A 22503-nucleotide genomic window follows, 5' to 3' on the forward strand; every position below is an offset into this window, starting at 1 on the left:
CGTATCCGACAGACAGACCGCCGCAAGGACGCAGTCACGGTTTCAGACCAAATCGATCTAGTTACCAGACAAACTAGATGATGGCACTCACATGCCATTTCACTGCACCATGGAAGGGACGGCGGGATATAGACAGCCGGCCGAGACTGGAGACGAGTGAAAATGGCACGCGCACAAGATGACACATGGGACATATCTGCGGGCGTCGGGGAAACGGCTCTCGGTATTGCCCACATCAGGGCCGTTGAAAGCACCCGACCCGATGCAGTGTTCGTCGACCCGTATGCCAGGGTGCTTTTCGACGCCGCCAACTCGGCATCGTGGAACACGATGGCACAAGCCGGAATCTCGGCCGGCGGGGCAGGCCTCGCCGCCTACGTCGTGGCGCGAACCAAGTACTTCGACGACTACTTCATGAGCAGTGTCGATTCCTATGGCCTCCGCCAGATCGTAACCCTCGCTGCAGGACTGGACAGTCGGCCGCAACGCTTGGCCTGGCCCGCCGATACGGTGCTTTTCGAAGTCGATCAACCCCAGGTTCTGGATTTCAAAGAGACAACCTTGCTCCATCACGGAGTCCACTCGATGGCGGACTACCGGAAGGTCGGGAAGGATCTTCGATTCGACTGGGCAAACGCGCTCCTGGCCAATGGCTTTGACGCAGAGCGCCCAACGGCGTGGTTGGTCGAAGGGCTCCTGCCCTACCTCGATCCGCGTGACCAAGATGCACTCTTCGAAACGATCGTCGGGCTATCCGCCCCTGGGAGCCGGGTAGCCGTAGATGACTTCGGCAACACCGACATCCCGTGGTTCCGCAGAGCCACCACATCGACAGGAGACCTTGAACGATCTCGCTACGGTGTCGATATCGGCAAGTCAGCTTCGGGTGTAGCGGGATTGATGTACCTGGATGAATCCCGCCGCCCTGCTTCCGAGTGGTTCGTCACACACGGCTGGCCGGTGTCGAGCCGCACAGTCCGAGAAATGGCTTCCGCAGTGAACCGCTCGGTGCCGGCGCCAGATGAGATGGGGCTATTCGACAATCTGCTGTTCACGGCGGAGTCCCCTGCACTCAATTCCTAGGCACCGCCTACACACCTGACCCACGGTCGGTACCAACCATCAAAACCTCGGAGGACTCAATGGTCAACATTCAGTACGGGCCACTATGGAAGTACGAAGGAAAGACCGGATACGCGGAGTACGTAGAGGTGGGCGCCGTGGAGGGCACGCTCCACGTGGCAGGACAGGCCGGGTTCACACCACTGGGTGAACTCCCAGACGACATGCGTACTCAAATCCGCAACACATTCGACAACATCGCCAGGCTTTTGGGAGAAGCCAAGTACCCCACCAGCCAGGTGATCAAAATTCACATCTATGTCACCGACATGGAGCGCGCACTGGAGGCATACGACGAGGTGACCCTATGCCTCGAACAGTGGCAGGCAACCCCGACATCGGTCATGACGGAAGTCTGCAGGCTGGCATCAGCCGACATGCTCTGCGAAATCGAAGCGGTCGCAGTCAGGTGAGTCAGCTGCCGCTCATCGATGTTCACCATCACGCCCTGCCCGAGGTGTACACCACCGCGCTCGCGCAACGCGGTATCACCGAGGCGATACCTGGGCAGGATTTTCCCTCCTGGACTCCTGACCTAAGCCTGCAATTCATGGACGCTCATCACATCCACAAGGCATACCTCTCTATCACCGCTCCTGGATTCGCGGGCCTATCCGGTTCCGATGCAATCGATTTGGCACAGGATGTCAATTCGTGGCTGGCCAACTTGTCTCGCGATTCGGCCGGTCGATTCGGAGCGTTCGCGATGGTCCCGATCGATTCGGCCCGCACAGCACGCGCAACCGCGGTTGCCGCGATCGAGGAAATGCAGCTTGACGGCGTGGGCCTCTATACCAGTACCGTCGGGCAGTATCTCGGTTCAGCAGATCTAGATCCACTCTGGGATTACCTTGAAATACAACAGGTTCCGGTGTTCATTCACCCAGTGGTGGGACCAAGCGCGGTGCCCGACTTCGGTCTTCCGGCTTCGATTCTTGAATTCCCAATCGAAACAGCAAGGGCAGTCGCGAGCTTCCTGTTCAGCGGCAGACTCGACCGGTTCAGTAACCTCAAGCTGATATTCACACATGCGGGAGGCGCGCTGCCGACACTCCTGCACCGCTTGACCCTGAGATCCAGTGTGGACCCAGGCCTGGCACTAAGGCCCCCAAGAGATCTGATGGCTAGTTTCCGTCGTCTCTACTTCGACTTGGCAATGTCAGCGGCGCCGGGAAACTTAGAAGCCCTGCGCTCCCTAATCTCGACCGACCGTCTCCTGTTCGGCAGCGACTTTCCCTTACAGGACACGTCATACGCAGGCGAGAATGCCGACACCGTCTACTCTACGGACCTTGCACGACAGACCACCACCAATGCGCAACGCCTCTTCACCCGCCATCCGGGCGGCCCAGCATGATCGTTGACGAGGCGGCTGTTGGACCGATCGTGGTGCTGGGCGGTTCGGGGCAGACCGGGCGCGGGGTCGCCGACATGCTTGAAACGAGTGGGTACACCGTGCGACGGGCTTCCCGCCGGTCTGAGTGGGCATTTGATTGGGACGACGAGACGACCTGGTCACCCGTCCTCACCGGTGCTCGTCGCATTTATGTCGTGCTACCCGAACGCCGATTCGACTGGGCACGGTTCCTTGTGGCGTTGTCATCTTCGGGCATTGAGCGTGCCGCAGTACTCACTGCACGCAACCCAGGCGTCAGCGGTGACGGCATCGCCGACGGCGCCGAAGAAGCCTTCACCGGATCATCGATCGATTCGGCGTTTATCCGTCCGTCCTGGTTCAGTCAGAATTTCATAGCGGGGTTGTTCTCGCGGCAGCTCGACGCGACAGGCGAACTGCGTCTCCCCGTCGGGGACGGTAAGGAACCCTTCATCGACTATCGGGATATCTCTGCCGTTGCCGCCCAAGCCTTACTAGCCAATGACTCTGGAACGCAAAGCATTGAAGTATCCGGCCCGGAATTACTCGGCTTCGACGAGGCGGTCTCCATAGTGGGTGAGGTCACCGGCCGCGAATTGGTCTATGTACCAATAAGCCTCGACGAATGGCGGCGAGAAGCGCTGCACACAAAGGTCCCCGAGCCATTTGTCGACACCCTAGCCAACCTCTTCCGGGCAATCGCCGAGCATCGCGATGAGTATCTCTCATCCGGCGTCATGGGCTACACCGGGCGCCCAGCACGTTCATTCCGCCAGACCATCGCAGACACGTTGGCCCCAGAAACGTCGTGAGACGGGTCCCGACAGTGGCCGCAGATCCGCTACCTTCGGCTGGTGCGCGTGATCTTCCAGTCACCCTCCACGTCGGCCACCAGCTGTTCGAGTTCCAGGAGCGCCAGGGCACCCTGCACGCGCTCGGCGGACAGACCCGATTCGACGACGAGTTGATGCACCGAAGCGCGCCCACGGCCGGGAAGTGCCTCGTAGACCCGCTTCTCGTCCTCGCCGAGGAAATCGATGACCGTCTCGGGTCGCTGCGGATCGGGCGCAAGCTCACCCAAGCTACCGGCAAGCTCGATCACATCCAGTGCGGATCCGACCAGATGCGCACCGCGCCGCGCGATCTCGAGGTTGGTGCCCATCGACGCGGTAGAGGTGACCGGCCCGGGCACGGCCCCGACCGGCCGCCCGAGCGCTCGCGCCCACGCGGCCGTGTTGGCGGCACCGCTGCGAATCCCGGCTTCCACTACGACCGTCGCACCGGAAAGTGCTGCCACCAAACGATTTCTCGTGAGAAACCGGTGACGGGCCGGGCGCACACCCGGCGGGTATTCGCTGACCACCAGGCCGTGTTTAGCGATCCGGTACAGCAGCGCGGAATGGCTCGCCGGATACGGGATGTCGACACCTCCGGCGAGCACCGCCACGGTCAGCCCGTCACTGGCCAATGCCGCACGGTGTGCCACCCCATCGATACCAAACGCGGCGCCGGATACCACGGCCATATCCCGTGCCGCCAGACCAGCCGCCAGCTCGCCGGCAACGTGCTCGCCGTACCCGGTGCATGCCCTGGTGCCCACCAGGGCCACAGCCCGAGACGTCGCCTCTGGCAGAGAGTGCTCCCCTAACACCCAGAGCGCCAAAGGCTCTCGCCCGTTCGGCTGCTGTTTCGTGTCCACCATGGTGAACGCCTGCAGCTGCCAGGCCGGCCAGTCCTCATCATCGGGCGTCACCAGCCGTCCACCGAGGCGAGAGACGATCTCCAGGTCCTCGCTCCCCCGGTCGATCATGTGCCGGGCTGCAACGCTGGACAGCAGGCGGTCCGGCACATCCAGTCGGCGCACCCGCGCGGCGGTCTCTCGCGGTCCATACACCGTCACCATCGCCGCCAATTCCGGGCACGGACCCTCGGCGACCCGCGACAGGTAGGCCCAATCGGCCAGATCATCGCTCATCGCTTATCCCGGAAGGTCAATGCACGTTTAACGTCATCGAGGCCCGGGATACCCCGGCCGTCGAGATCACTGAGCGTCCACGCGACCCGCAGACACCGATCTAACGCACGGACACTGATGAGTCCTCGCTCCATGGCGTACCGCAGCGGTTCCATCGCCGGTTTCGGTGGGCGAAAATGCCTGCGCAGCAGGGGACCCGGCACCTCCGCGTTAGTGCGAAAACCATATTCAGACCAACGCCCCGCGGCGCGTTCACGGGCAAGCAACACGCGTTCGCGAACGATGTCGGTGCTCTCGGCCAGGTCCGAACTCAACGCGTGCTGGCGAACCGGATGCATCCGCATTCGGATATCCACCCGATCCAGCAGCGGCCCGGAAAGCTTGCCCAGATAACGCCGGCGCAGCGGTGCCGGACAGGTGCAGTCCTTAGGGTCGGCGGGGGCACACGGGCACGGATTTGCGGCGAGCACCAGCTGGAAACGGGCCGGGTACGTCACCACGCCGTCGCGGCGCGCAAGCCTGATTTCACCGTCCTCCAACGGAGTGCGCAATGCTTCCAGCGCGGACGTGGATAGCTCAGCACACTCGTCGAGAAAGAGCACGCCGCGATGGGCTCGGCTCACCGCACCGGGTTTGGCGGTACCCGAACCGCCGCCGACCAGTGCCGCCACACTCGACGTGTGGTGCGGCGCCACGAACTGCGGCTGAGTGATCAGTGGCTGCTGCGCCGTGAGCAGGCCCGCCACCGAATGAATGGCGGTTACCTCCAGCGCCTCGTCATCGGTCAGCGCCGGCAGCAGACCCGGAAGCCGTTGTGCGAGCATTGTCTTCCCGATGCCTGGCGGCCCCGTCAACATCAGGTGGTGGGCACCCGCCGCCGCCACCTCGAGTGCGAATCGGGCGTCGGGATGCCCCACCACGTCAATAAGGTCGGGCACCTCCGCGGGCTCGGACACCGGCCTCGGCGATACCGGCTCGAGGTCAGCATCGCCCGATAGCCACGCGGTGACCTGCCGCAGCGTGTGGGCACCCAACACCTCGATCCCATCGACGAGTCCCGCCTCACCCAAATTGGCGGCCGGAACCACCACGGCGGGCCAACCATCTCGTTTCGCGGCCAGCACGGCCGGCAGTACCCCGCGGATGGGGCGGACGCGACCGTCCAGCGCCAATTCCCCGAGGAGGACCGTCTTTTCCAGTCGCGCCGGTGGAATCGCCTTATTGGCCGACAACACCGCGGAGGCCAGGGCCAGGTCGTAGACAGAGCCCATCTTCGGCAATGTAGCCGGGGACAAAGCAAGCGTGAGACGTGCGGCCGGCCAACTGAATCCGCAGTTGGTCACCGCCGCCCGCACCCGGTCGCGAGACTCCTGCAATGCGGCGTCCGGCAGCCCGACAAGATGCACACCGGGCAGCCCGGCGCTGATGTCGGCCTCGATCTCGACGGTCTGCCCGGTCACCGCCTTCACGGCCACCGAATATGCCCTCCCCAAAGCCATCTCAGCTCACCCCGACGATGTGAGTTATCTCGGCCACGGGTCCGGTCAGTCGAACCTCGATCACATCGATGCGCAACGAGGGCCAGGAATTCTTCTGCGCGGCCAGCCAGATACCCGCGAGCCGCCGCAGTCTGCGTAGTTTGGCGTGCGTCACCGCCTCAGCGGGTGTTCCGAATCGTTGGCCGGTACGCGTCTTCACCTCGACGAAGATCAGTACCTCTCCGTCGGCCGCGATGATGTCGATTTCTCCATACCGGCACCGCCAATTGCGATCGAGAATCGCGAATCCGTCTGTCCTGAGATGGTCGGCGGCGAGATCCTCCCCGCGGGTACCGATCTGTGCACGCGTCGTGGTTGTCATGCGGTGACCATCCGCGTGAGTGCCGACACAGCGTCAGCGAATACGCCTCAGGAATAGCGGCTATCCACATTCCGATATCGATCCACAGGCACGCCTACCGAGGCTCCGGCAAGCACCCCAACACAGAGAACAAGGACTTCACGGGATCCGGGGTTCTACGAACGTGCGGGTACAACCCAAGGCGGATCGCTCGTTTCTGATGAAGACGCCTGCGTTGGGCCGCCACCGCTCGGATGGATCTACCCGTTCTACCGGCGATATCATCGTCGGCCAGCGCCCCTTCGGTGACGAACGCAATCTCGGTGGCCGACCAGTGGCGACCCACTACCGCCGAATGATCCTGGCGGGCAGCCCGCCCTTCAATCCCATGGACATTCGGTATTGGTGCCGAGGCTTGTACCCGGCCGGAGGTTCGAATCGGTAGCGCTGGTACGCCGTTGCGATGGTAAGAATCGCCTCGATGTAGGCCATCCGCATGCCCAGACACAGCCGCTGCCCGCGTCCAAACGGAACGAATGCGCGTAGGTCGGCTTCGTTGTTGAGAAACCTGTCCGGGTTGTATCGATTGGGCTCGGGCCAGAATCGTGGATCGCGTTGCATCGCAAGCGAGGAATACAGAATCGTGGTCCCCGCGGCGATGCGGTAGCCCCCCATCTCGTCGTCGACGAGCGCGGTCTTGGGATTGATGACCAATCCCCCTTGGAGGCGTTGGGCCTCGTCGAAACAGGCGCGGCTCAGCGGCAGATTCGCCATGTCCGCGACCGTCACGGGTTTCCCGCCCAGTGCGTCGACCTCGTCGATGAGCCGCCGTTCGATCTCGGGGTCGCCGGACACTAGAGCGAAGGTCCACGCCAGCGCCGCCGCTGTGGTTTCGTGTCCGCCGACGATCATTCCGGCGATTTCGACGGCGATCTTGTCGTTCTCCAATGGCCTGCCGTCGTCATATTTCGCGTTGATGAGCAGATTCAGAATGTCGGTACGCTCCGTGGGGTGACGCCGCCTCATCTCGATGAGTTGATCAGCGCCACCCATAATCATTTCGAGCATGCCATCCATGCGATGCTGGAATGGCCGGGGAATCCACGCGGGGAATGAATACATGGCAACCCGCGCCGTAGTCGCCAACATCCCGAAACTGATCGCCTCCTTGGTGACGGTCGCTTCCAACATGCGTGGAGACAAGTATTCGTCGAACATGGCGTTGAACAACACGATCAGTGCCAGTTTGCGCGTCTTCTCCTCGATATCGACGTAACCATCTGTGCTACCGGATGTTTCCGCCCAACCGTCCACCTGCTCCGTTATCGATTCGGTGAACAGGTCCCCCAGCTCTGCCAGATTCTTCTGGGTGAAACTCGGCCGGTAGAGAGATCGTCCCCGTTGCCACTCCTCGTTATCGGCGAACGCGAAGAAGTTGTGTCCGAGTTTTGGCGGCACCATCTGCTGGGACACCATGTCCGACCGTCGGTAGCGGTCGGGATTCTTCACCAGCACATGGTCAACCCAGTCCGGATGGCCGAGGTATACGGTCTTCACGAATGGCGTTGGGACCGAGACTATGTCCCCGTACTTCTTGGTCAGCTCCAGCGGATAGCGCCACGGGTCGCGGATCAGCCGGACGAGGCTGCCCGCCCTGCCGACTCCTGATGGACCCGGTGGAGTCGGCAGACTATCCACGGTGGCATGGCTGATGGTGGGCGAATTCATGCTACCACCACCTCGTGCCGAGGACGCCGCTGGCCAACCTCGGCCGCGTCGCGGATCTGACGCAGTTCCGGTATCTGCAAAAGGAGGTACGTCGAAAGAATGGATGTAGCGATCACAGCGACTGCGGCGATCCATGTCACGAACGCGGGCGCTGAGGACTGAACTGCTTGGTACGCAGGCCAACTCACGCCGACGATGTATCCGATGGTGGTTGCCGGGATGAGGAGAAGCAGCAGCCAGATCCGCGAGCCCTTGAGGTACTTCGCAGCGTAGAAGATCACGATGCCGTACACCGGCAACAGAGTCGTGTTCTGCACGATCGAGTACAGCGGAATCCCACCGACCCGTGTTGGGTTGTCGCCGTAGTACGAGATGACTCCCGTGAAATGCCAGACCATTTCAATCACGATCTCGGGGATGCCGACGTATACCGCCGACAGTATGAAGATGTCGCGCAGGGATCTGCCCCGGGAAATGTATCGATAGGCGATGTAACCGCCGATCGCCACGTACGAGGACGCACCGACGAGAATCCAGGCGGGCATCCGCCGGCCCATCACCGTGTAGCCGAACCACGGGGTGTCATTGGCATACACGATCGAACCCACCAAATCTCCAAGCGGCTCGATATTGGCCGCGACCAGGCCAGCCACCAGGAGCACCAACGGAAGCACTTCCCTGTGCTTGGTCAGCTTCCATAGCGCCCATACCAATGCCGCTGCCGCACCTCCGTACGCCAGCGCGATCGATACCCAGGCAACCACCTGGTTCGCATGCAGTTCAGGAGCGACCGGCACACCGCCCTGGCCGGGAAGCAGTACACCAGAAGCGTCAAAAGCCCAGGTCGAGGCTCGTTCTACTATCATCATGTTACTATAGTTACGACTTAAGTCACATTAGTCAATACTCGACGCCGTTCAGGCCTGCCGCGGCCAAGGGAAACGAGGTGGGATCATCGAAGGCATGCCAGACACCGGCGCGATGAACTGGCCAGATGTCGTCCTTGCCGCGACGGCAGAGGACCCGACGAACCTGCCGGCTTCCGACGTTCGGATCCTCGACGCAACCGTCGAAGTCCTCGGGGTCTGCGGAGAGCAACACCTGACGGTCGACATGGTTGCCGACCGAGCACGCATGTCCCGGATGACGGTGTTCCGCCGTTTCGGCTCCAAACAGAATCTCATCGACAGCGCGTATCGACGCGAGATCAGCAAGGCACTCCGGGATATCACCGACTACGCTGGGCAGACAGACACCGCCTTGGGTCGCGCCACTGCGGTCGCGACCCGCATGGTCGACAACGCGGCGCGAATTCCCGCATTACAGTGGATTATTCGCGCTGAGCCCGAGGAAGTCGTTCGGATGTGGCGCGACTTGGAGCCGCGGGGACAAGCACTCGGCCGCGCATACATTTCCACACAGCTCCAGGATTCACAGCTACAAGATCCTTTGCCGACGCTGGACGCGGAGTTCGTGGCAGACGTCCTCATCCGGACCGTGATGTCACTGATTCTTGTGCCAGACCCCGCGTACCTCAAGGCAGGCCTCAGCGAGCTAGAGCAATACATCGAGCGAGTCGTCCAGCGCCTACTGGGGCAGCGTTAGCGCGGCGCGCCACCCTCGAGGCGATCGAGGAGGGACTCCAGCGCTTCCTCGAACTCGGTCGCACTGTGATCCTCGCTGAGTTCCTTCTGCATCCGCTTTAAGTTGGGATAACTCGACAAGCTCCGCAGGGTCTTGTCAGGCAGCTCGTCCTCGACCGAGCTCAGCGAGGCCCCGCGCGCGGATACCTCCAGTAGCAGCTGTCCGAGCAGGAACGTCGTGTACGCACGATAAGCGGAGACTGCCGCCCGATCGTCAAAGCCGTAGCCGATCAGCGTGTCCAGGAATGTCTCCATCCACTTCATGCTCCGCAGCGGCGGTCGAACCCACGGCGCTTCCGGGGGACGGGTAGCCAATGTCGGGAACAGATGCGGATGCTCAATGGCAATCACGCGCACTCCATGCGCGAGCCGCACGAGGTAATCCTGCCAACCGTCTTCCTGACTGCGGGCAGCGAGCTGGTCGTCATAGAGCTTCTCGACGAGATGATCGACGATGCCGCCGAGCAAATCCTGACGGCCATGAACGTGGCGGTAGAGGGCCATCGCTTCGACACCGCACGCGGAACCGAGGCGGCGCATCGTCAGCTGCTCCAACCCGTCCCGGTCCACCAGCGCGATCGCGGTATCGAGGATCTCGGCGCGGGTCAGCGAGCGTGGCCGCCGCCCATCAGGCGTGTTGCCCACGTCGGCCAGGCTGTCCGGCTCATCCATGCTGCGTTCCGTCACTCCCACCGTGCATATATCCGGGCGCGCCCGGTCGGCTTCGCCGTCTACAAGAAGTTACCTCCATCGGTCAATCCCCTGGCCAGTGCGGATTTGTTTACAAAGTAGTTTACGTAGTACACAACACTTGCTACGGTGGATTCGTTACCTCACAAGGAGGCGACACCGACAGAAGCGATTGCACCGCGCACGCACTGTGAAAGGGGCGACCAATGACCGACGACAAGAGGGACAGCGGAATCGAGACCGGACTCAAGGGCATCGTCGAGGACGTCAAGGGCAAGGTCAAGGAAGTCGCAGGCAAGCTGACTCACGATGAATCGCTGCAACGCGAGGGCCAGGCACAGCAGGACAAGGCCGAATCTCAGCGCGAAGTAGCGATCAAGGAAGCAGCAGCCGAGAAGGCACGCGCCGAGGCGGCCGTGCACGAGGCCCGGGAACAGGCCGAGAAGTAGCACACACCGCCCGTAGCAGCCCGCCCTCAATCCACGAAAGTCAGGAATTGACAGATGATTTCAACCCTCGCCACTGATATGGCAGCAGCCCGCCTAGGCTTTGGCATCGGCTGGATCGGATGGATCGTGATCGGCGGAATCGCCGGATGGGTCGCCAGCAAGCTGATGGGTACCGACGCGCAGCAAGGGCTCCTGCTCAACATCGTGGTCGGGATCGTGGGCGGGCTGCTCGGCGGATTCCTATTGAGTCTGCTCGATGTCAGCACATATGGCTTCGGCTGGATCCTGACATTCATCACCGCGCTGGCAGGCGCCTGCATTCTTTTGTTCCTCCTGCGCCTCGTCAGCGGCAGACGTTGATCAATCCCACCTATCAGCAGTCCATTACAGAAGGGGCCGTAGTGATTTCGTCCATATCGAAGAAGCTCGCACTTGTCGCCGGCACAGTCGCAGCGATATCACTTGCGGGATGCTCCAGCGTGATCAACCAGGGTGGCGACACCACCTGCAAAGAATTCCTCACTCAGGACGAGAACACACAAAACGAAGCCGTCAGCAAGATGCTGAAGGACGAGAACCAACAAGATCCCAGCGGCCTACAGCTGATGGCTGCACGCAACTCCTCCACCGCGTACTGCAAAACGCTGGGCAATGAGAACAGCGAGATCCGCGAGGCACCACATCTGTAGGTTTGCCGCAAATCAAATTTAGCCAACCCGAAGATTCCGATATGTGCACTATTTACAGCTATTTTGGCGGTGTTAGACGATCGTAGCCGTGCAGGCGATACGTTGCTGGGCTGACTCGATGCTGGTAGATTCTGCGCCGTGAACAGCAGCGGCCTCGTCCAGCAGGCGGCCACCCGCCGCCTGCGCGCGCAGCTGCTGCGGTCGGTGTTGATCACCTCAGCATTCATCGTGCCCGCCCTGGTTACCCGAATCGCTGGATTCCATGTGAATCCCGTTGTGGCGCTATTGATTTACGGCGGCGCCGTGGTAGCGGCCAGCTTCCTGCTGGCGTGGGCGGCTGAGGCAGCTCAGATCGACGTTTCGGGCGGATTGGCGATCGCGGTACTAGCTCTCATCGCGGTCCTGCCCGAGTATGCGGTCGATCTCTACTACGCCTACATCTCCGGCCGAGTGCCCGAGTACACCCAGTACGCGGCGGCGAACATGACCGGGTCCAACCGCCTGCTCATGGGTTTGGGCTGGCCCGTCGTCGTCCTCGTGGCCCTAGCCGTGATGCGCAAGGCCACCGGACAGCGCACCTCAATGTTGCCCCTGGCACGCTCTAACCGGGTGGAGCTGGGATTCCTCCTCATCGCCGGCGTGGTGGCCTTCATCATCCCCGCCAGCGGTCGCATCCACCTGGTGCTGGGATTGTCACTATTGGCCTGGTTCGGGTTCTACCTGTACACGATCAGCCGCGGCGAGGCCGAAGAACCCGACCTGGTCGGTACTGCAGCCGCCATCGGGCAGCTGCCTGCCCAGCTCAGGCGTAGCACCGTCATCGCGATGTTCGTGTTGGCCGCATCGGTGATCCTGCTGTGCGCCGAACCATTCGCCAACAACCTGGTGGCCGCCGGGGCTCAGCTAGGCATCGATCAGTTCCTCCTGGTGCAATGGCTGGCTCCGCTGGCCTCCGAAGCCCCCGAATTCATCATCGCCATCATCTTCGCCGCACGCGGCAAGGGCACCGCGGCCATAGCAACGTTGATTTCGTCGAAGGTCAATCAGTGGACACTTCTCATCGGCTCGCTCCCCATCGCACATCTGCTCGGCGGCGGCGGGTACTCGCTGGTGCTGGATGGCCGACAGATTGAGGAAGTACTGCTTACCGCGACGCAAACCATGATGGGCGTCGCGTTGATCCTGGCGCTGCGTTTCCGCCGTGCCACCGCCTGGGCGCTGTTGGCGCTCTTCGCGGTTCAGTTCCCGCTCACGTCGACGGAGGGACGGCTCATCCTGTGCGGGATCTACGCGGTGCTCGCTGTCGCCGGTGTGATCATCAACCGCCGCCACCTCGCCGCCACCATTACCGCGCCATTCCGTGGGGCACGTCAGGATCCGGCGACCGAATCACTCCGGTAGCCGCAGCTCAGGCTTGTCGACTTCCTCGATGTTGACGTCCTTGAACGTGATCACCCGCACGTGTTTCACGAAACGCGCCGGACGGAACAGGTCCCACACCCACGCATCGGAGAGTCGCAGCTCGAAGTACACCTCAGAATCGGTGTTCCGCGGAATCACTTCGACGCTGTTGGCCAGGTAGAACCGTCGCTCCGTCTCTACCACGTAGCTGAACTGTCCGACGATGTCCTTGTACTCGCGATACAGCGAGAGTTCCATCTCGGTTTCGTACTTTTCGAGGTCTTCAGCACTCATAGGCTTTCCATTATCCCCTGTTTGCGTTGCGCACGTTGACGAACGATTGTCGGTGTTGCGCGGACGGTCCCAACCGATGCATCGCCTCGGTATGGACAGCCGTGCTGTACCCCTTATGCACCGCAAATCCGTACCCGGGGTGCTCCGAGTCCATGGCCACCATCACCCTGTCCCGGCTCACCTTGGCCAGCACACTGGCCGCCGCGATACACGCCGCCGAAGCGTCACCACCGATCACCGGCAGCGACGGCACCGGCAATCCCGGCACTCGGAATCCGTCCGTCAGCACGTATCCGGGTTTGACGCCCAGACCAGCCACAGCCCGACGCATCCCCTCGATGTTGGCCACATGCACACCGATACGGTCCACCTCCTCGGCAGGCACCGACACCACGTGGTATGCGTCGGCATATCGGCATATCAGTGGAAACAGCGTCTCACGCATCTTCTCGGTGAGCTTCTTCGAATCATTGAGCGCGGCAAGGCTCTTCCGCTGATTCGAGCCGAGTACACAGGCCGCGATCACCAGCGGACCCGCGCAGGCTCCGCGTCCGGCCTCGTCTACTCCCGCGACAGGCCCCAAACCCATTCTGTCGAGGGCCAATTCGAGGGTTCGCAATCCGGATGCCTTGCGTATCACCGTGCGCGGCGGCCAGCTGGTAGTCATGCCGCAACGGCTATGTCTGCGGGTTCACCGACGCGACGCCGCCCCACCGCGCCGGTGGCCATGCGATGAAACGCGCCTTGCCGATGACGTTGTCCACCGGCACGGTTCCGATGTTCGGGTTGCCTGTGCAGTAGACCCTGAGCTTGTACTCGATATCGGGTCCTGCGTCACGGTCCCGGCTCTGGCAGTGTGCGCGGGAGTCACCGCTATGCGTGCGGTTGTCCCCCATCATCCACAGCTTGCCGTCGGGCACCTTGACCGGCCCAAACGGGAATTCCCAGCATCCATCCTCGTTCGGTCCGATGGTCTCCGGATCGAGGTAGGGCTCGTTCAGCTTCTTTCCGTCGACGGTCAGCCCGGTGCCCGCTCGACACTCCACGGTCTGCCCGCCGGTCGCGATGACGCGTTTGACCAGGTCGTTCTCGTCTGGGGGCACCACGCCGATGAAAGACAATGCGTTCTGCACGTAGCGAACTGCGGTGTTGGACGATCGAATGGACCGGTAATTGCCGTTCCACTCGGGCGGGCCCTTGAACACCACCACGTCACCGGGTTCCGGATCGGAGAACCGGAACACCACCTTGTCGACCATGATTCGGTCGCCGGTGCAGCCGCGGCAGCCGTGCAGGGTGGGCTCCATCGATTCCGACGGAATCAGATAGGGCCGGGCGATGAAGTTCTGCGTGATGCAGTACAGCACCAGGGCGATCAACAGTAGAACGCCGACCTCTTTGAGCATGCCGGAACCGGTCGACTCAGCGGCGGGCTCGGCCTCGGTGATATCGGCGGACGTCTCTGTAGATGTCTCGGAAGACTCTGATTCGCCCGACACCGGTGCTGTCACGAAAGCGCCGACTCGGTCAGCGCTTCTCCTTGATCTTGGCCTTCTTACCGCGCAGCTCACGCAGGTAGTACAGCTTGGCGCGACGGACGGCACCGCGGGTGACGATCTCGACGTGGTCGATGTTCGGCGAGTGCACCGGGAAGGTGCGCTCGACGCCCACGCCGTAGCTCTCCTTGCGCACGGTGAAGGTGGCACCGATGCCGCCACCGGTGCGCCGCAGCACAACGCCCTTGAAGACCTGGACGCGCTCCTTGGAGCCCTCGATCACCTTAACGTGCACATTGACGGTGTCACCGGGACGGAAGTCAGGCACGTCCTGGCGCAACGACGCCTGGTCGATAAAGTCCAGTGTGTTCATCGGTGCTCTTCCTCCACGTCTTTCGAACTCGAGTCTCTCGACCCAGTCGCGCGGCCGGGTGGCATACGGATATGCACCTCGACCGATCATTAATTGCTTGGTCCTGCCTGGGTTCTGCCAATACGGCGCCAGACAACTCGCCAATTGTGCCAGACACAGGCCCTTTCAGCGAAATCGACCACCTCACCGCCCCGTGGGCAGCGGCTATGCGGCGGTACTAGTAAGCTACCGTGACCGGCACACCTGCCACATAGGTAACAAATCCACAGACTGACCGCATAGGGGGTCTTCATCATGCGCGGCCAGCACCTGTTAGTGGGCCTCACGCTCACCGCAGCAACCGCGCTGACCTCTGGATGTATGGCATCGGTTCGCAGCGATCCGGCCACCCCGGCGCTGGCCGTCGTGAGCGCTCCCGCCGAACCCCCGCCCGCCTTCGAAGTGGAAAGCCCGACCTCGTTCGCGGCGCTACCCGAGCGCACCGCGACGGCAACCACCCAGGCCAAGAGCGCCGGCGCGACGCTGACCGCGGTGATCAAGGACCGCGCCTCCGGCGCCGTCGTGTCCAACGGCAACAACAGCACCATCGCCATCGCCTCTGTAGCCAAGCTGTTCATCGCCGACGACCTGCTCATGCGGGAATCGACCGGCGACGTCACGCTCACCCCCGCAGACCGCGCCTCCTTCGACAGGATGCTGCAATCCTCCGACGACAGCGCCGCCGAGATCTTTTGGCAGCGCGGAGGCGGTAACGCGATCATCACGCGCGTCGCTGCGCGGTACGGGCTCGCCTCCACCAACGTGCCGTCCGACGGGATGTGGTGGAACACCATCAGCACCGCTAACGACCTGGTGCAGTACTACGACATGCTGCTCTCCGGCGCGGGCGGACTTCCTCCCGAGCGCGCGAACATCATCGTCGACGACCTGGCCCGCTCCACACCCAACGGCATTGACGGCTACCCCCAGCGTTTCGGCATCCCGGACGGCATTCCCGGCGAACCCGTTGCGGTGAAACAGGGTTGGATGTGCTGCATCGGCGCGTCCTGGATGCATCTGTCAACCGGCGTGGTGGGTCCCGACCGGCGATTCATCGTGGTGGTGTCGTCACTGCAGGTCGCCAACGACGTGACGGCGCGCAACACGCTAACTCAGGCCGTCACGACCATGTTCCCCGGCGGGCGGGTCGAAGGCGAGTAGGTCCGGACGCCGCTCGGCTGTCCGCTCATGCGACTGCTGAGTCCGCCACGCCGCAACCTTGGCGTGGTCTCCCGACAACAGCACCGGCGGCACATCTAACCCCCGCCAGCTCGGCGGCCTGGTGTACGACGGACCTTCCAGCAGGCCGTCAGAATGTGAATCATCAACGGCGGAAAGCTCGTTGCCGAGCACACCCGGAACCAGCCGCAACACCGATTCGATGATCACCAGCGCGGCGACCTCGCCGCCGTTGAGCACGTAATCGCCGATCGACACCTCGCGCACCCGCATGCGAGTGGCGGCGTCGTCGGCGACGCGCTGGTCGATCCCCTCGTACCGGCCGCAGGCGATCACCAGATGATCCTCTGTCGACCACTGACGGGCTGTCTCCTGGGTGAACGGATACCCGGCCGGCGTCGGCACCACCAAAAGCGTTTCCGGCGTGCAGATCTCATCGAGGGCTTCGCCCCATACCGTCGGCTTCATCACCATGCCCGGCCCACCGCCGTAGGGCGAATCATCCACCGACTTGTGCACATCGCGTGTCCAGCGCCGCAAATCGTGCACCGCGACATCGACCAGTCCAGCGTCAATGGCCCTGCCGGGCAAGGACTGGCGGACGGGCTGTAGATAGTCGGGGAAGATGGTGACGACATCGATTTTCATGGGCGGATCTTCACGTCAAGTCCAGCAGTCCCTCGGGCGGATCGATCTCAATCACGTTATCCGCCAGCGAGATTGACGTGACGATCGCGGCAACGAACGGCACCAGAATTTCCCTCCGGTCGGCACCTCGCACCGAGAGCAGTTCACCGCCCGGGGTGTGCAGCACCTCGGAGACCTTCCCCACCTCGGCGCCCTCGACGGTGCGCACCACCAGCCCCTCCAACTGATGGTCGTAGTACTCGTCGGGTGCCTCGATGGGCGGCAGATCGGTGGTGTCCATCGTGAACAGGGTGCCCCGCAACGCATCTGCGGCATCCCGACCGGATACACCGACCAACCTGATCAGTAGCCGTCCGGTGTGCTCGCGCACCGACTCAACCGTGAATTCACGGGTGCCACCGCCCCGAGGCAGCCGGCCACGGAGCGCTGAACCGACAGCAAAACGCTCGTCTGGATCGTCGGTGCGGATCTCGACCGACAACTCGCCGGTGACGCCGTGCGACTTGGCAATACGCCCGATGACTAGCTCCATGGATGAGCCGTCTGCGCGAAGACCATGATGCGGCAGCTACCGGTCGGTGTCCACTACGTCGACCCGGATACCGCGACCGCCCACGCCCGCGACCAGGGTGCGCAGCGCGGTGGCGGTACGCCCGCCCCGGCCGATCACCTTTCCGAGATCGTCGGGGTGGACGTGAACCTCTACGGTGCGACCGCGACGGTTCGTCACCAGGTCAACGCGGACATCGTCGGGGTTGTCGACGATTCCTCGTACCAGATGCTCAACGGCATCGACTACGACGGAGCTCATCTGTTGCCCTATTCGCTTGCGGCGTCGGCAGATTCGACGGCAGGAGCCTCAGCGGCGTCCTCGGCCGGAGCCGCGGCCTCAGCGGACTCGGCCTTCTTGGCCTTCTTCTTTTTCTGCTGAATGGCCTCACCGGTCGGCGCACCGTCGGCGGCGGCCAGTGCGGCGTTGAACAGGTCCAGCTTGCTGGGCTTGGGCTCCTTGACCTTCAGAGTGCCCTCGGCGCCCGGCAGGCCCTTGAACTTCTGCCAATCACCGGTGATCTTCAGCAGGGCAAGCACCGGATCGGTCGGCTGCGCACCGACGGACAGCCAGTACTGCGCGCGCTCGGAATCGATCTGGATCAGGCTGGGCTCTTCCTTGGGGTGGTACCGGCCGATCACCTCGATGGCACGGCCTTCACGGCGGGTGCGGGCATCGGCGATCGTGATGCGGTACTGCGGGTTGCGGATCTTCCCGAGGCGGGCGAGCTTGATCTTGACAGCCATGACTACAACTTCTCCTTGAGTATCACGCGGCAATTCGGCGATACGTGCGGACGTGCACGATCCGGTTTTGCCTCGCGTGGGTCTGACCACTGTTGGCCTTAGCCAATTCGCGGACCGGGCCATTGTGCCAGACCGGGGACTACCAGCTCAAATCCTCCACTCCCAGGTCACCCGCGCCTACGATTACGTCAGATACATCTAATGGGGGGACAGACCATGGATAACCGTGCCGACACGGCTGAACCGGACGATCCTGCGTATGCGGCGGAGTTGCCGTTGGCCGAGCCCGGCGGATATGACTACGACGCGTTCCTGTCCTACAGCCGCGCTGATGCTGCCGTGGCCGAAGGCATCCAAAAAGGCCTGCACACCATCGGCCGAAAACTGGGCCGACTACACGCCCTGCGAGTATTCCGGGATAAGACCGATCTAGCAGCGAGTCCGAGCCTGTGGGCCAAACTCAGCGAAGCACTCGACAAATCCCGCTACCTGGTGGTGGTGTTGTCTCCCAACTCGGCGGGCTCGGAATGGGTCAACAAAGAAATCGACTACTGGCTCAAACATCGCGGTCGCAACAACCTCGTACTCGTCATGGCCGACGGCACCCTGCTCTGGGACGACAGCAATGGCCGCTTCGACCCCGACAACTCCACCGCCGCACCACCAGCGTTGGCCACGCCCGACTCGCTGGGTACCGAACCGGTCTATATCGATGTCTCCCACGACAACCCCTGGGACATCCAAAACCCCACCTTCCGCGACAAACTCACCGACATCGCCGCCCCCATCCACGGCAAACCCAAATACGAACTGGCCTCCGACGACCTACGCGAACAACAACGCTTCCGCCGCTTCCGACGCCTCGCCATCACAGCACTGGCCCTCCTGCTCGTCATCGCCATTGCCGCCGCATCAGTAGCCTTCATCCAACGCCGCGAAGCCCAACAACAACGAAACGAAGCCATCCATCAACGCAATGATGCGGTCGCGCGGGGCCTGGTAGCCGACGCCGATGCCATCTTCAAACGGGTGCGCGGCGGAACCTATGACCAAGCACTACAGGAACTGACCGTGGCCGCACGCCTGGGACCGGTGGCCGCACTCGGCGGAATGCTCACCGGGCTCCAAAACACTGCCATCCTGCAGAAAATCATCCGCACCTCCCGCGGCCTCGTCACGCCGAAAGTCACCCCGGATGGCAAACGCATCATCACCGGCAGCAAAGAGGAGCCGGTTATCCGCATCTGGGATGGTGCCACCGGACAGCAAGTATCCGAACTGACCGGCACGCCCAAGACGGGTTTGTGGGTCGTTGGGCTCAGCCCCGACGGAAAGAGCCTGATCTCCGAGGACTCGGCTGGCGTGGTCAGGCTGTGGGATCTCGACACCAGCACCATAATTCGGCAGCTCAAGGCCGAACTGGCAGGGGACGCGGTTACGAGTGCCGACGGCGCCCGGATGGCCGCCGTCGACGCACGGTGGGGGCCAGACAAAAAGAAGCTGATCTATCGACTCGGAGTGTGGGACGCCGCCACCGGGGAGCCGGTCAGCATGTTTCCCGAGCAATCCGACTCCATGCGCGAGCTGGCACTGAGCCCAGATGGTCGCCGCGTTGTCATTGTTGACGGGGATGGCGCGGCCCGGATCTTTGATGTCGACAGCCGCGAGCAGATCGGTGAAACGATCGCAATCCCCCGTCCCAGCAGCTCAGACGGCAGCACCATCGGCGTGCACAGCCCGGAATTCAGCCCGGACGGCCGAAGGTTTGTCATGGGCCTCAGCGATGGCACCGTGCGACAGTGGGACGCATTCACCGGCGCCCCCATCAGTACCCCGATGGCCGGCCACACAGGCCTGGTATTCCACGTGACCTACAGCCCGGACGGAACCCGCATCGCGTCGGGCGGGACAGGCGACACCACGGTACGGGTATGGGATGCCGAAACCGGTGCACCGGTTGGCGTGCCGTTCGCAGGTCACCTGGATGCGATCGAGGGACTCACCTTCACCCCCGACGGCAAACAGATCGTCTCGATCAGCAGCGATAAGACGATTCAGATCTGGCGCGCAGATTCGGATACTCGGCTCGGCGGCCCCATATCCGCCCCGGCCGGCAACCTGCCGGAAGGCACTCCAGTGGTCGGCGTGGTACCCGGCGGCGAGACAACAGACGTCTCGCGGTCGGCTGCGATCTGGAACCTCGGGGACGGCCGCGTGACCGACTTCCGCGAAAACGTGCCCTACTGGCAGTACACCTCGCTTCTGGAATTGGCCGTGACGCCCGACGGCCGCCGGGCCGCGGTGCGGTCCACGAAAATGCAGGTCTGGGATCTGCACACCGGCAAAACGATCTCCAGTATCGATGTCGATACGAATACCCTCGCCGCAATTGCCATCAGCCCGGACGGGTCCCGCGTCGTCACCGGCGCGTCCAGCTCGTCTGTCGAAAAGCGCGGCGGTCGCCTCATTACCCTGTATGACGCCGACACCGGAAAACAGATCGACACCAAGTTCGACGGCCTAGATGGAACGATCACCGCACTTCGGTTCAGCCCCGACGGTCGCCAGCTCGTCGCCGTAAATTCGAAAGGGGCACTCCGGGAGTGGGATGCCGCGACCGGACAACAGATCGGCGATCCCTGGAGCGGCGACCTCAACGCCCAAGGGGCGCTGGCGTTCAGTCCGGACGGTCAGCTACTCGCCTCGGCAGGCCGCGGAACGATCTGGATCTGGGATACGCAAACTCACCGGTTAGCAGGAAAGCCGCTCACCGGCCACAACGATCCACCGTCGAGCCTGGCGTTCAGCTCCGATGGACGGCTCCTCGTCTCCGGCGCCTCCGACAGTAAAGACTATAAAAAGGGCGAGATGCGGATCTGGGATGTGAAGAGCGGTCAGCAGATCGGTGAACCGCTGCCCGTCGTCGCCAGTAAGGCGGCGTTCCAGGTGGCATTTTCCTCCGACACCACCAAAATCTTCGCCAGTGGCGCAGCTAGTAAAGGGAGCGGGGTCTGGCAGTGGCCAGGCCCGGCGCGGTGGCCGGATCTGTTGTGCGACAAGCTGACCGCGAATATGAGCCGCACCCAATGGAAACAGTGGGTTTCGCCGGACATCGAGTACGTGCCGGGCTGCCCCGATCTGCCGGTGCCGGAGTAACCATGACCGAACCGGACGATCCTGCGTACGCTGCGGAGCTGCCGATAGCTGAGCCCGGCGGATACGACTATGACGCGTTCCTGTCCTACAGCCGCGCTGATGCCGCCGTGGCCGAAGGCATCCAAAAAGGCCTACACAGCATCGGCCGAAAACTAGGACGCTTGCACGCGCTTCGCGTGTTTCGAGACAAAACCGACCTCGCCGCCAGCCCGAGCCTGTGGGCCAAACTGACTGAAGCGCTGGATAAATCGCGGTATCTGGTGGTGGTGCTCTCCCCCAACTCCGCGGGCTCGGAATGGGTCAACAAAGAAATCGACTACTGGCTCAAACATCGCGGCCGCAACAACCTGGTGCTGGTCATGGCCGACGGAACCCTGCTCTGGGACGACACCCACGGAGCCTTCGACCCCCAAGGCTCCACCGCAGCACCCCCAGCCCTAGCCGCCACCGACGCCCTGGGTACCGAACCGGTTTACATCGATGTCTCCCAAGACAACCCCTGGGACATCCAAAACCCAGTCTTCCGAGACAAACTCACCGACATCGCCGCCCCGATACACGGCAAACCCAAATACGAACTCGCCTCCGAAGACCTACGCGAACAACAACGCTTCCGCCGCTTCCGACGCCTCGCCATCACCGCACTCGCAATCTTGACCATCCTGTCGGTCACTACGGCTGGAATCGCATTCATCCAACGCCGCGAGGCGATCCGACAGCGCAACGAGGCGGTCGCGCTGCGCCTCGCCACCGACGCGGACGCCATCTTCAAACGGGCGCGCGGCGGAACCGATGACCGAGCGTTGCAGGAGCTGACCGTGGCGGCACGTCTGTCGCCGGTGGCCGCCCGCGGCGGAATACTGGGCGGACTCCAATCCACCGCACCCTTACAGAAAATCATCCGAACCCCCCGAACGCCCCAGGGGCTGCGGGTTACCCCGGACGGCAAACGCATCATCACCGGGAGTAACGAAGAGTCGGTCATCCGCATCTGGGATATCGCCACCGGCCAGCAACTATCGGAACTGACCGGCCAGACGGCACGGATAGTGGGGGGGGCTCACCAACGACGGAAAGCGTCTACTCACCTACGACTGGGATGCTTTTAAGA

The 22503-nt window shown here is 62.7% G+C and carries 26 protein-coding genes; 12 read left to right on the forward strand and 14 right to left on the reverse strand.

The window, feature by feature from the left end; genetic code table 11:
* Positions 1-162: 162 nt before the first annotated feature.
* The 4 genes from FZI91_RS00460 to FZI91_RS00475 are packed head-to-tail and all read left to right on the forward strand — an operon-like array spanning position 163 to position 3309.
* Complete coding sequence (locus tag FZI91_RS00460; RefSeq protein ID WP_155936796.1) at positions 163-1083, forward strand: SAM-dependent methyltransferase; 921 nt, start codon at positions 163-165, stop codon at positions 1081-1083.
* Positions 1084-1142: 59 nt separating this feature from the next.
* Complete coding sequence (locus FZI91_RS00465; protein WP_155936797.1) at positions 1143-1535, forward strand: RidA family protein; 393 nt, start codon at positions 1143-1145, stop codon at positions 1533-1535.
* Positions 1532-2479, forward strand: coding sequence for an amidohydrolase family protein (locus tag FZI91_RS00470; protein ID WP_162526747.1), 948 nt, complete (start codon positions 1532-1534; stop codon positions 2477-2479). The genes FZI91_RS00465 and FZI91_RS00470 overlap by 4 nt, the downstream gene beginning before the upstream one ends.
* Positions 2476-3309, forward strand: a complete 834-nt coding sequence (locus tag FZI91_RS00475; protein ID WP_155936799.1) for a dTDP-4-dehydrorhamnose reductase — start codon at positions 2476-2478, stop codon at positions 3307-3309. Before FZI91_RS00470 ends, FZI91_RS00475 begins: the two co-directional genes overlap by 4 nt.
* Positions 3310-3338: 29 nt before the next feature.
* Here FZI91_RS00475 and dprA read toward each other — a convergent pair whose 3' ends face one another.
* The 5 genes from dprA to FZI91_RS00500 form a co-directional block, all read right to left on the reverse strand.
* The gene (gene dprA / locus FZI91_RS00480; protein WP_155936800.1) at positions 3339-4472 is read right to left on the reverse strand and encodes a DNA-processing protein DprA; all 1134 of its coding nucleotides are present in this window, start codon (positions 4470-4472) and stop codon (positions 3339-3341) included.
* Positions 4469-5971: a YifB family Mg chelatase-like AAA ATPase gene (locus FZI91_RS00485; protein ID WP_155936801.1), complete on the reverse strand. Its 1503-nt coding sequence runs from the start codon at positions 5969-5971 to the stop codon at positions 4469-4471. The genes dprA and FZI91_RS00485 overlap by 4 nt, the downstream gene beginning before the upstream one ends.
* 1 nt (position 5972) lies before the next feature.
* A complete protein-coding gene (locus FZI91_RS00490) occupies positions 5973-6332 on the reverse strand; it encodes a YraN family protein (RefSeq protein WP_155936802.1) in 360 nt (119 codons plus the stop codon).
* 324 nt (positions 6333-6656) lie between these two features.
* Entirely contained in the window at positions 6657-8039 is a 1383-nt protein-coding gene (locus FZI91_RS00495; RefSeq protein ID WP_155936803.1) for a cytochrome P450, read from the reverse strand.
* Entirely contained in the window at positions 8036-8905 is an 870-nt protein-coding gene (locus FZI91_RS00500) for a hypothetical protein (protein WP_239001701.1), read from the reverse strand. The genes FZI91_RS00495 and FZI91_RS00500 overlap by 4 nt, the downstream gene beginning before the upstream one ends.
* A gap of 97 nt (positions 8906-9002) precedes the next feature.
* On the opposite strand from FZI91_RS00500, the gene FZI91_RS00505 reads away from it, so the two are divergent.
* Positions 9003-9644, forward strand: coding sequence for a TetR/AcrR family transcriptional regulator (locus FZI91_RS00505; protein ID WP_155936805.1), 642 nt, complete (start codon positions 9003-9005; stop codon positions 9642-9644).
* Here FZI91_RS00505 and FZI91_RS00510 read toward each other — a convergent pair.
* Positions 9641-10354, reverse strand: a complete 714-nt coding sequence (locus FZI91_RS00510; RefSeq protein ID WP_155936806.1) for a TetR/AcrR family transcriptional regulator — start codon at positions 10352-10354, stop codon at positions 9641-9643. The genes FZI91_RS00505 and FZI91_RS00510 overlap by 4 nt on opposite strands.
* Positions 10355-10578: 224 nt before the next feature.
* On the opposite strand from FZI91_RS00510, the gene FZI91_RS00515 reads away from it, so the two are divergent.
* The 4 genes from FZI91_RS00515 (at position 10579) to FZI91_RS00530 (ending at position 12911) form a co-directional block, all read left to right on the forward strand.
* Positions 10579-10821 carry a CsbD family protein gene (locus tag FZI91_RS00515; RefSeq protein WP_155936807.1) on the forward strand — a complete coding sequence of 81 codons (243 nt, stop codon included), beginning with the start codon at positions 10579-10581 and terminating at the stop codon, positions 10819-10821.
* A gap of 54 nt (positions 10822-10875) precedes the next feature.
* Positions 10876-11181, forward strand: a complete 306-nt coding sequence (locus tag FZI91_RS00520) for a GlsB/YeaQ/YmgE family stress response membrane protein (RefSeq protein WP_155936808.1) — start codon at positions 10876-10878, stop codon at positions 11179-11181.
* Positions 11182-11222: 41 nt separating this feature from the next.
* On the forward strand, positions 11223-11510 hold the full coding sequence (locus tag FZI91_RS00525; protein ID WP_162525835.1) for a hypothetical protein: 288 nt from the start codon (positions 11223-11225) through the stop codon (positions 11508-11510).
* A 180-nt stretch (positions 11511-11690) separates the two neighbouring features.
* On the forward strand, positions 11691-12911 hold the full coding sequence (locus tag FZI91_RS00530; RefSeq protein WP_155937634.1) for a sodium:proton exchanger: 1221 nt from the start codon (positions 11691-11693) through the stop codon (positions 12909-12911).
* Here FZI91_RS00530 and FZI91_RS00535 read toward each other — a convergent pair.
* The 4 genes from FZI91_RS00535 to rplS are packed head-to-tail and all read right to left on the reverse strand — an operon-like array spanning position 12900 to position 15074.
* Positions 12900-13205, reverse strand: a complete 306-nt coding sequence (locus FZI91_RS00535; RefSeq protein ID WP_005056986.1) for a DUF2469 domain-containing protein — start codon at positions 13203-13205, stop codon at positions 12900-12902. The two genes, FZI91_RS00530 and FZI91_RS00535, sit on opposite strands and share 12 nt — an antisense overlap.
* Before the next feature lie 10 nt (positions 13206-13215).
* Entirely contained in the window at positions 13216-13872 is a 657-nt protein-coding gene (locus FZI91_RS00540) for a ribonuclease HII (RefSeq protein ID WP_155936810.1), read from the reverse strand.
* 10 nt (positions 13873-13882) lie between these two features.
* Positions 13883-14716, reverse strand: a complete 834-nt coding sequence (lepB, locus tag FZI91_RS00545) for a signal peptidase I (protein ID WP_162525836.1) — start codon at positions 14714-14716, stop codon at positions 13883-13885.
* Between the two features lie 16 nt (positions 14717-14732).
* Entirely contained in the window at positions 14733-15074 is a 342-nt protein-coding gene (rplS, locus tag FZI91_RS00550; protein ID WP_155936811.1) for a 50S ribosomal protein L19, read from the reverse strand.
* 294 nt (positions 15075-15368) lie between these two features.
* On the opposite strand from rplS, the gene FZI91_RS00555 reads away from it, so the two are divergent.
* The gene (locus tag FZI91_RS00555) at positions 15369-16274 is read left to right on the forward strand and encodes a hypothetical protein (RefSeq protein WP_155936812.1); all 906 of its coding nucleotides are present in this window, start codon (positions 15369-15371) and stop codon (positions 16272-16274) included.
* Here FZI91_RS00555 and trmD read toward each other — a convergent pair.
* Genes trmD through rpsP form a run of 4 tightly spaced genes read right to left on the reverse strand, consistent with a single transcriptional unit; the run spans position 16221 to position 18236 of the window.
* Positions 16221-16940, reverse strand: coding sequence for a tRNA (guanosine(37)-N1)-methyltransferase TrmD (gene trmD, locus FZI91_RS00560; RefSeq protein WP_155936813.1), 720 nt, complete (start codon positions 16938-16940; stop codon positions 16221-16223). The genes FZI91_RS00555 and trmD overlap by 54 nt on opposite strands.
* A 10-nt stretch (positions 16941-16950) precedes the next feature.
* Positions 16951-17472, reverse strand: coding sequence for a ribosome maturation factor RimM (rimM, locus tag FZI91_RS00565; protein ID WP_155936814.1), 522 nt, complete (start codon positions 17470-17472; stop codon positions 16951-16953).
* A gap of 36 nt (positions 17473-17508) precedes the next feature.
* Positions 17509-17751 (reverse strand): RNA-binding protein, encoded by a 243-nt coding sequence (locus FZI91_RS00570; protein WP_005081564.1) that lies wholly within the window; start codon positions 17749-17751, stop codon positions 17509-17511.
* Between the two features lie 8 nt (positions 17752-17759).
* Positions 17760-18236 (reverse strand): 30S ribosomal protein S16, encoded by a 477-nt coding sequence (rpsP, locus tag FZI91_RS00575; protein WP_155936815.1) that lies wholly within the window; start codon positions 18234-18236, stop codon positions 17760-17762.
* Positions 18237-18452: 216 nt separating this feature from the next.
* Between rpsP and FZI91_RS00580 the strand changes: the two genes are divergently transcribed.
* Together FZI91_RS00580 and FZI91_RS00585 are read left to right on the forward strand one after the other, a co-directional pair.
* Entirely contained in the window at positions 18453-21392 is a 2940-nt protein-coding gene (locus FZI91_RS00580; RefSeq protein ID WP_162525837.1) for a TIR domain-containing protein, read from the forward strand.
* Positions 21393-21394: 2 nt separating this feature from the next.
* The gene (locus tag FZI91_RS00585; protein WP_162525838.1) at positions 21395-22501 is read left to right on the forward strand and encodes a toll/interleukin-1 receptor domain-containing protein; all 1107 of its coding nucleotides are present in this window, start codon (positions 21395-21397) and stop codon (positions 22499-22501) included.
* Positions 22502-22503 lie beyond the last annotated feature (2 nt).

The organism is Mycobacteroides sp. CBMA 271 (genome assembly GCF_009729205.1).
In the GTDB taxonomy this organism is placed as follows: Bacteria; Actinomycetota; Actinomycetes; order Mycobacteriales; family Mycobacteriaceae; genus Mycobacterium.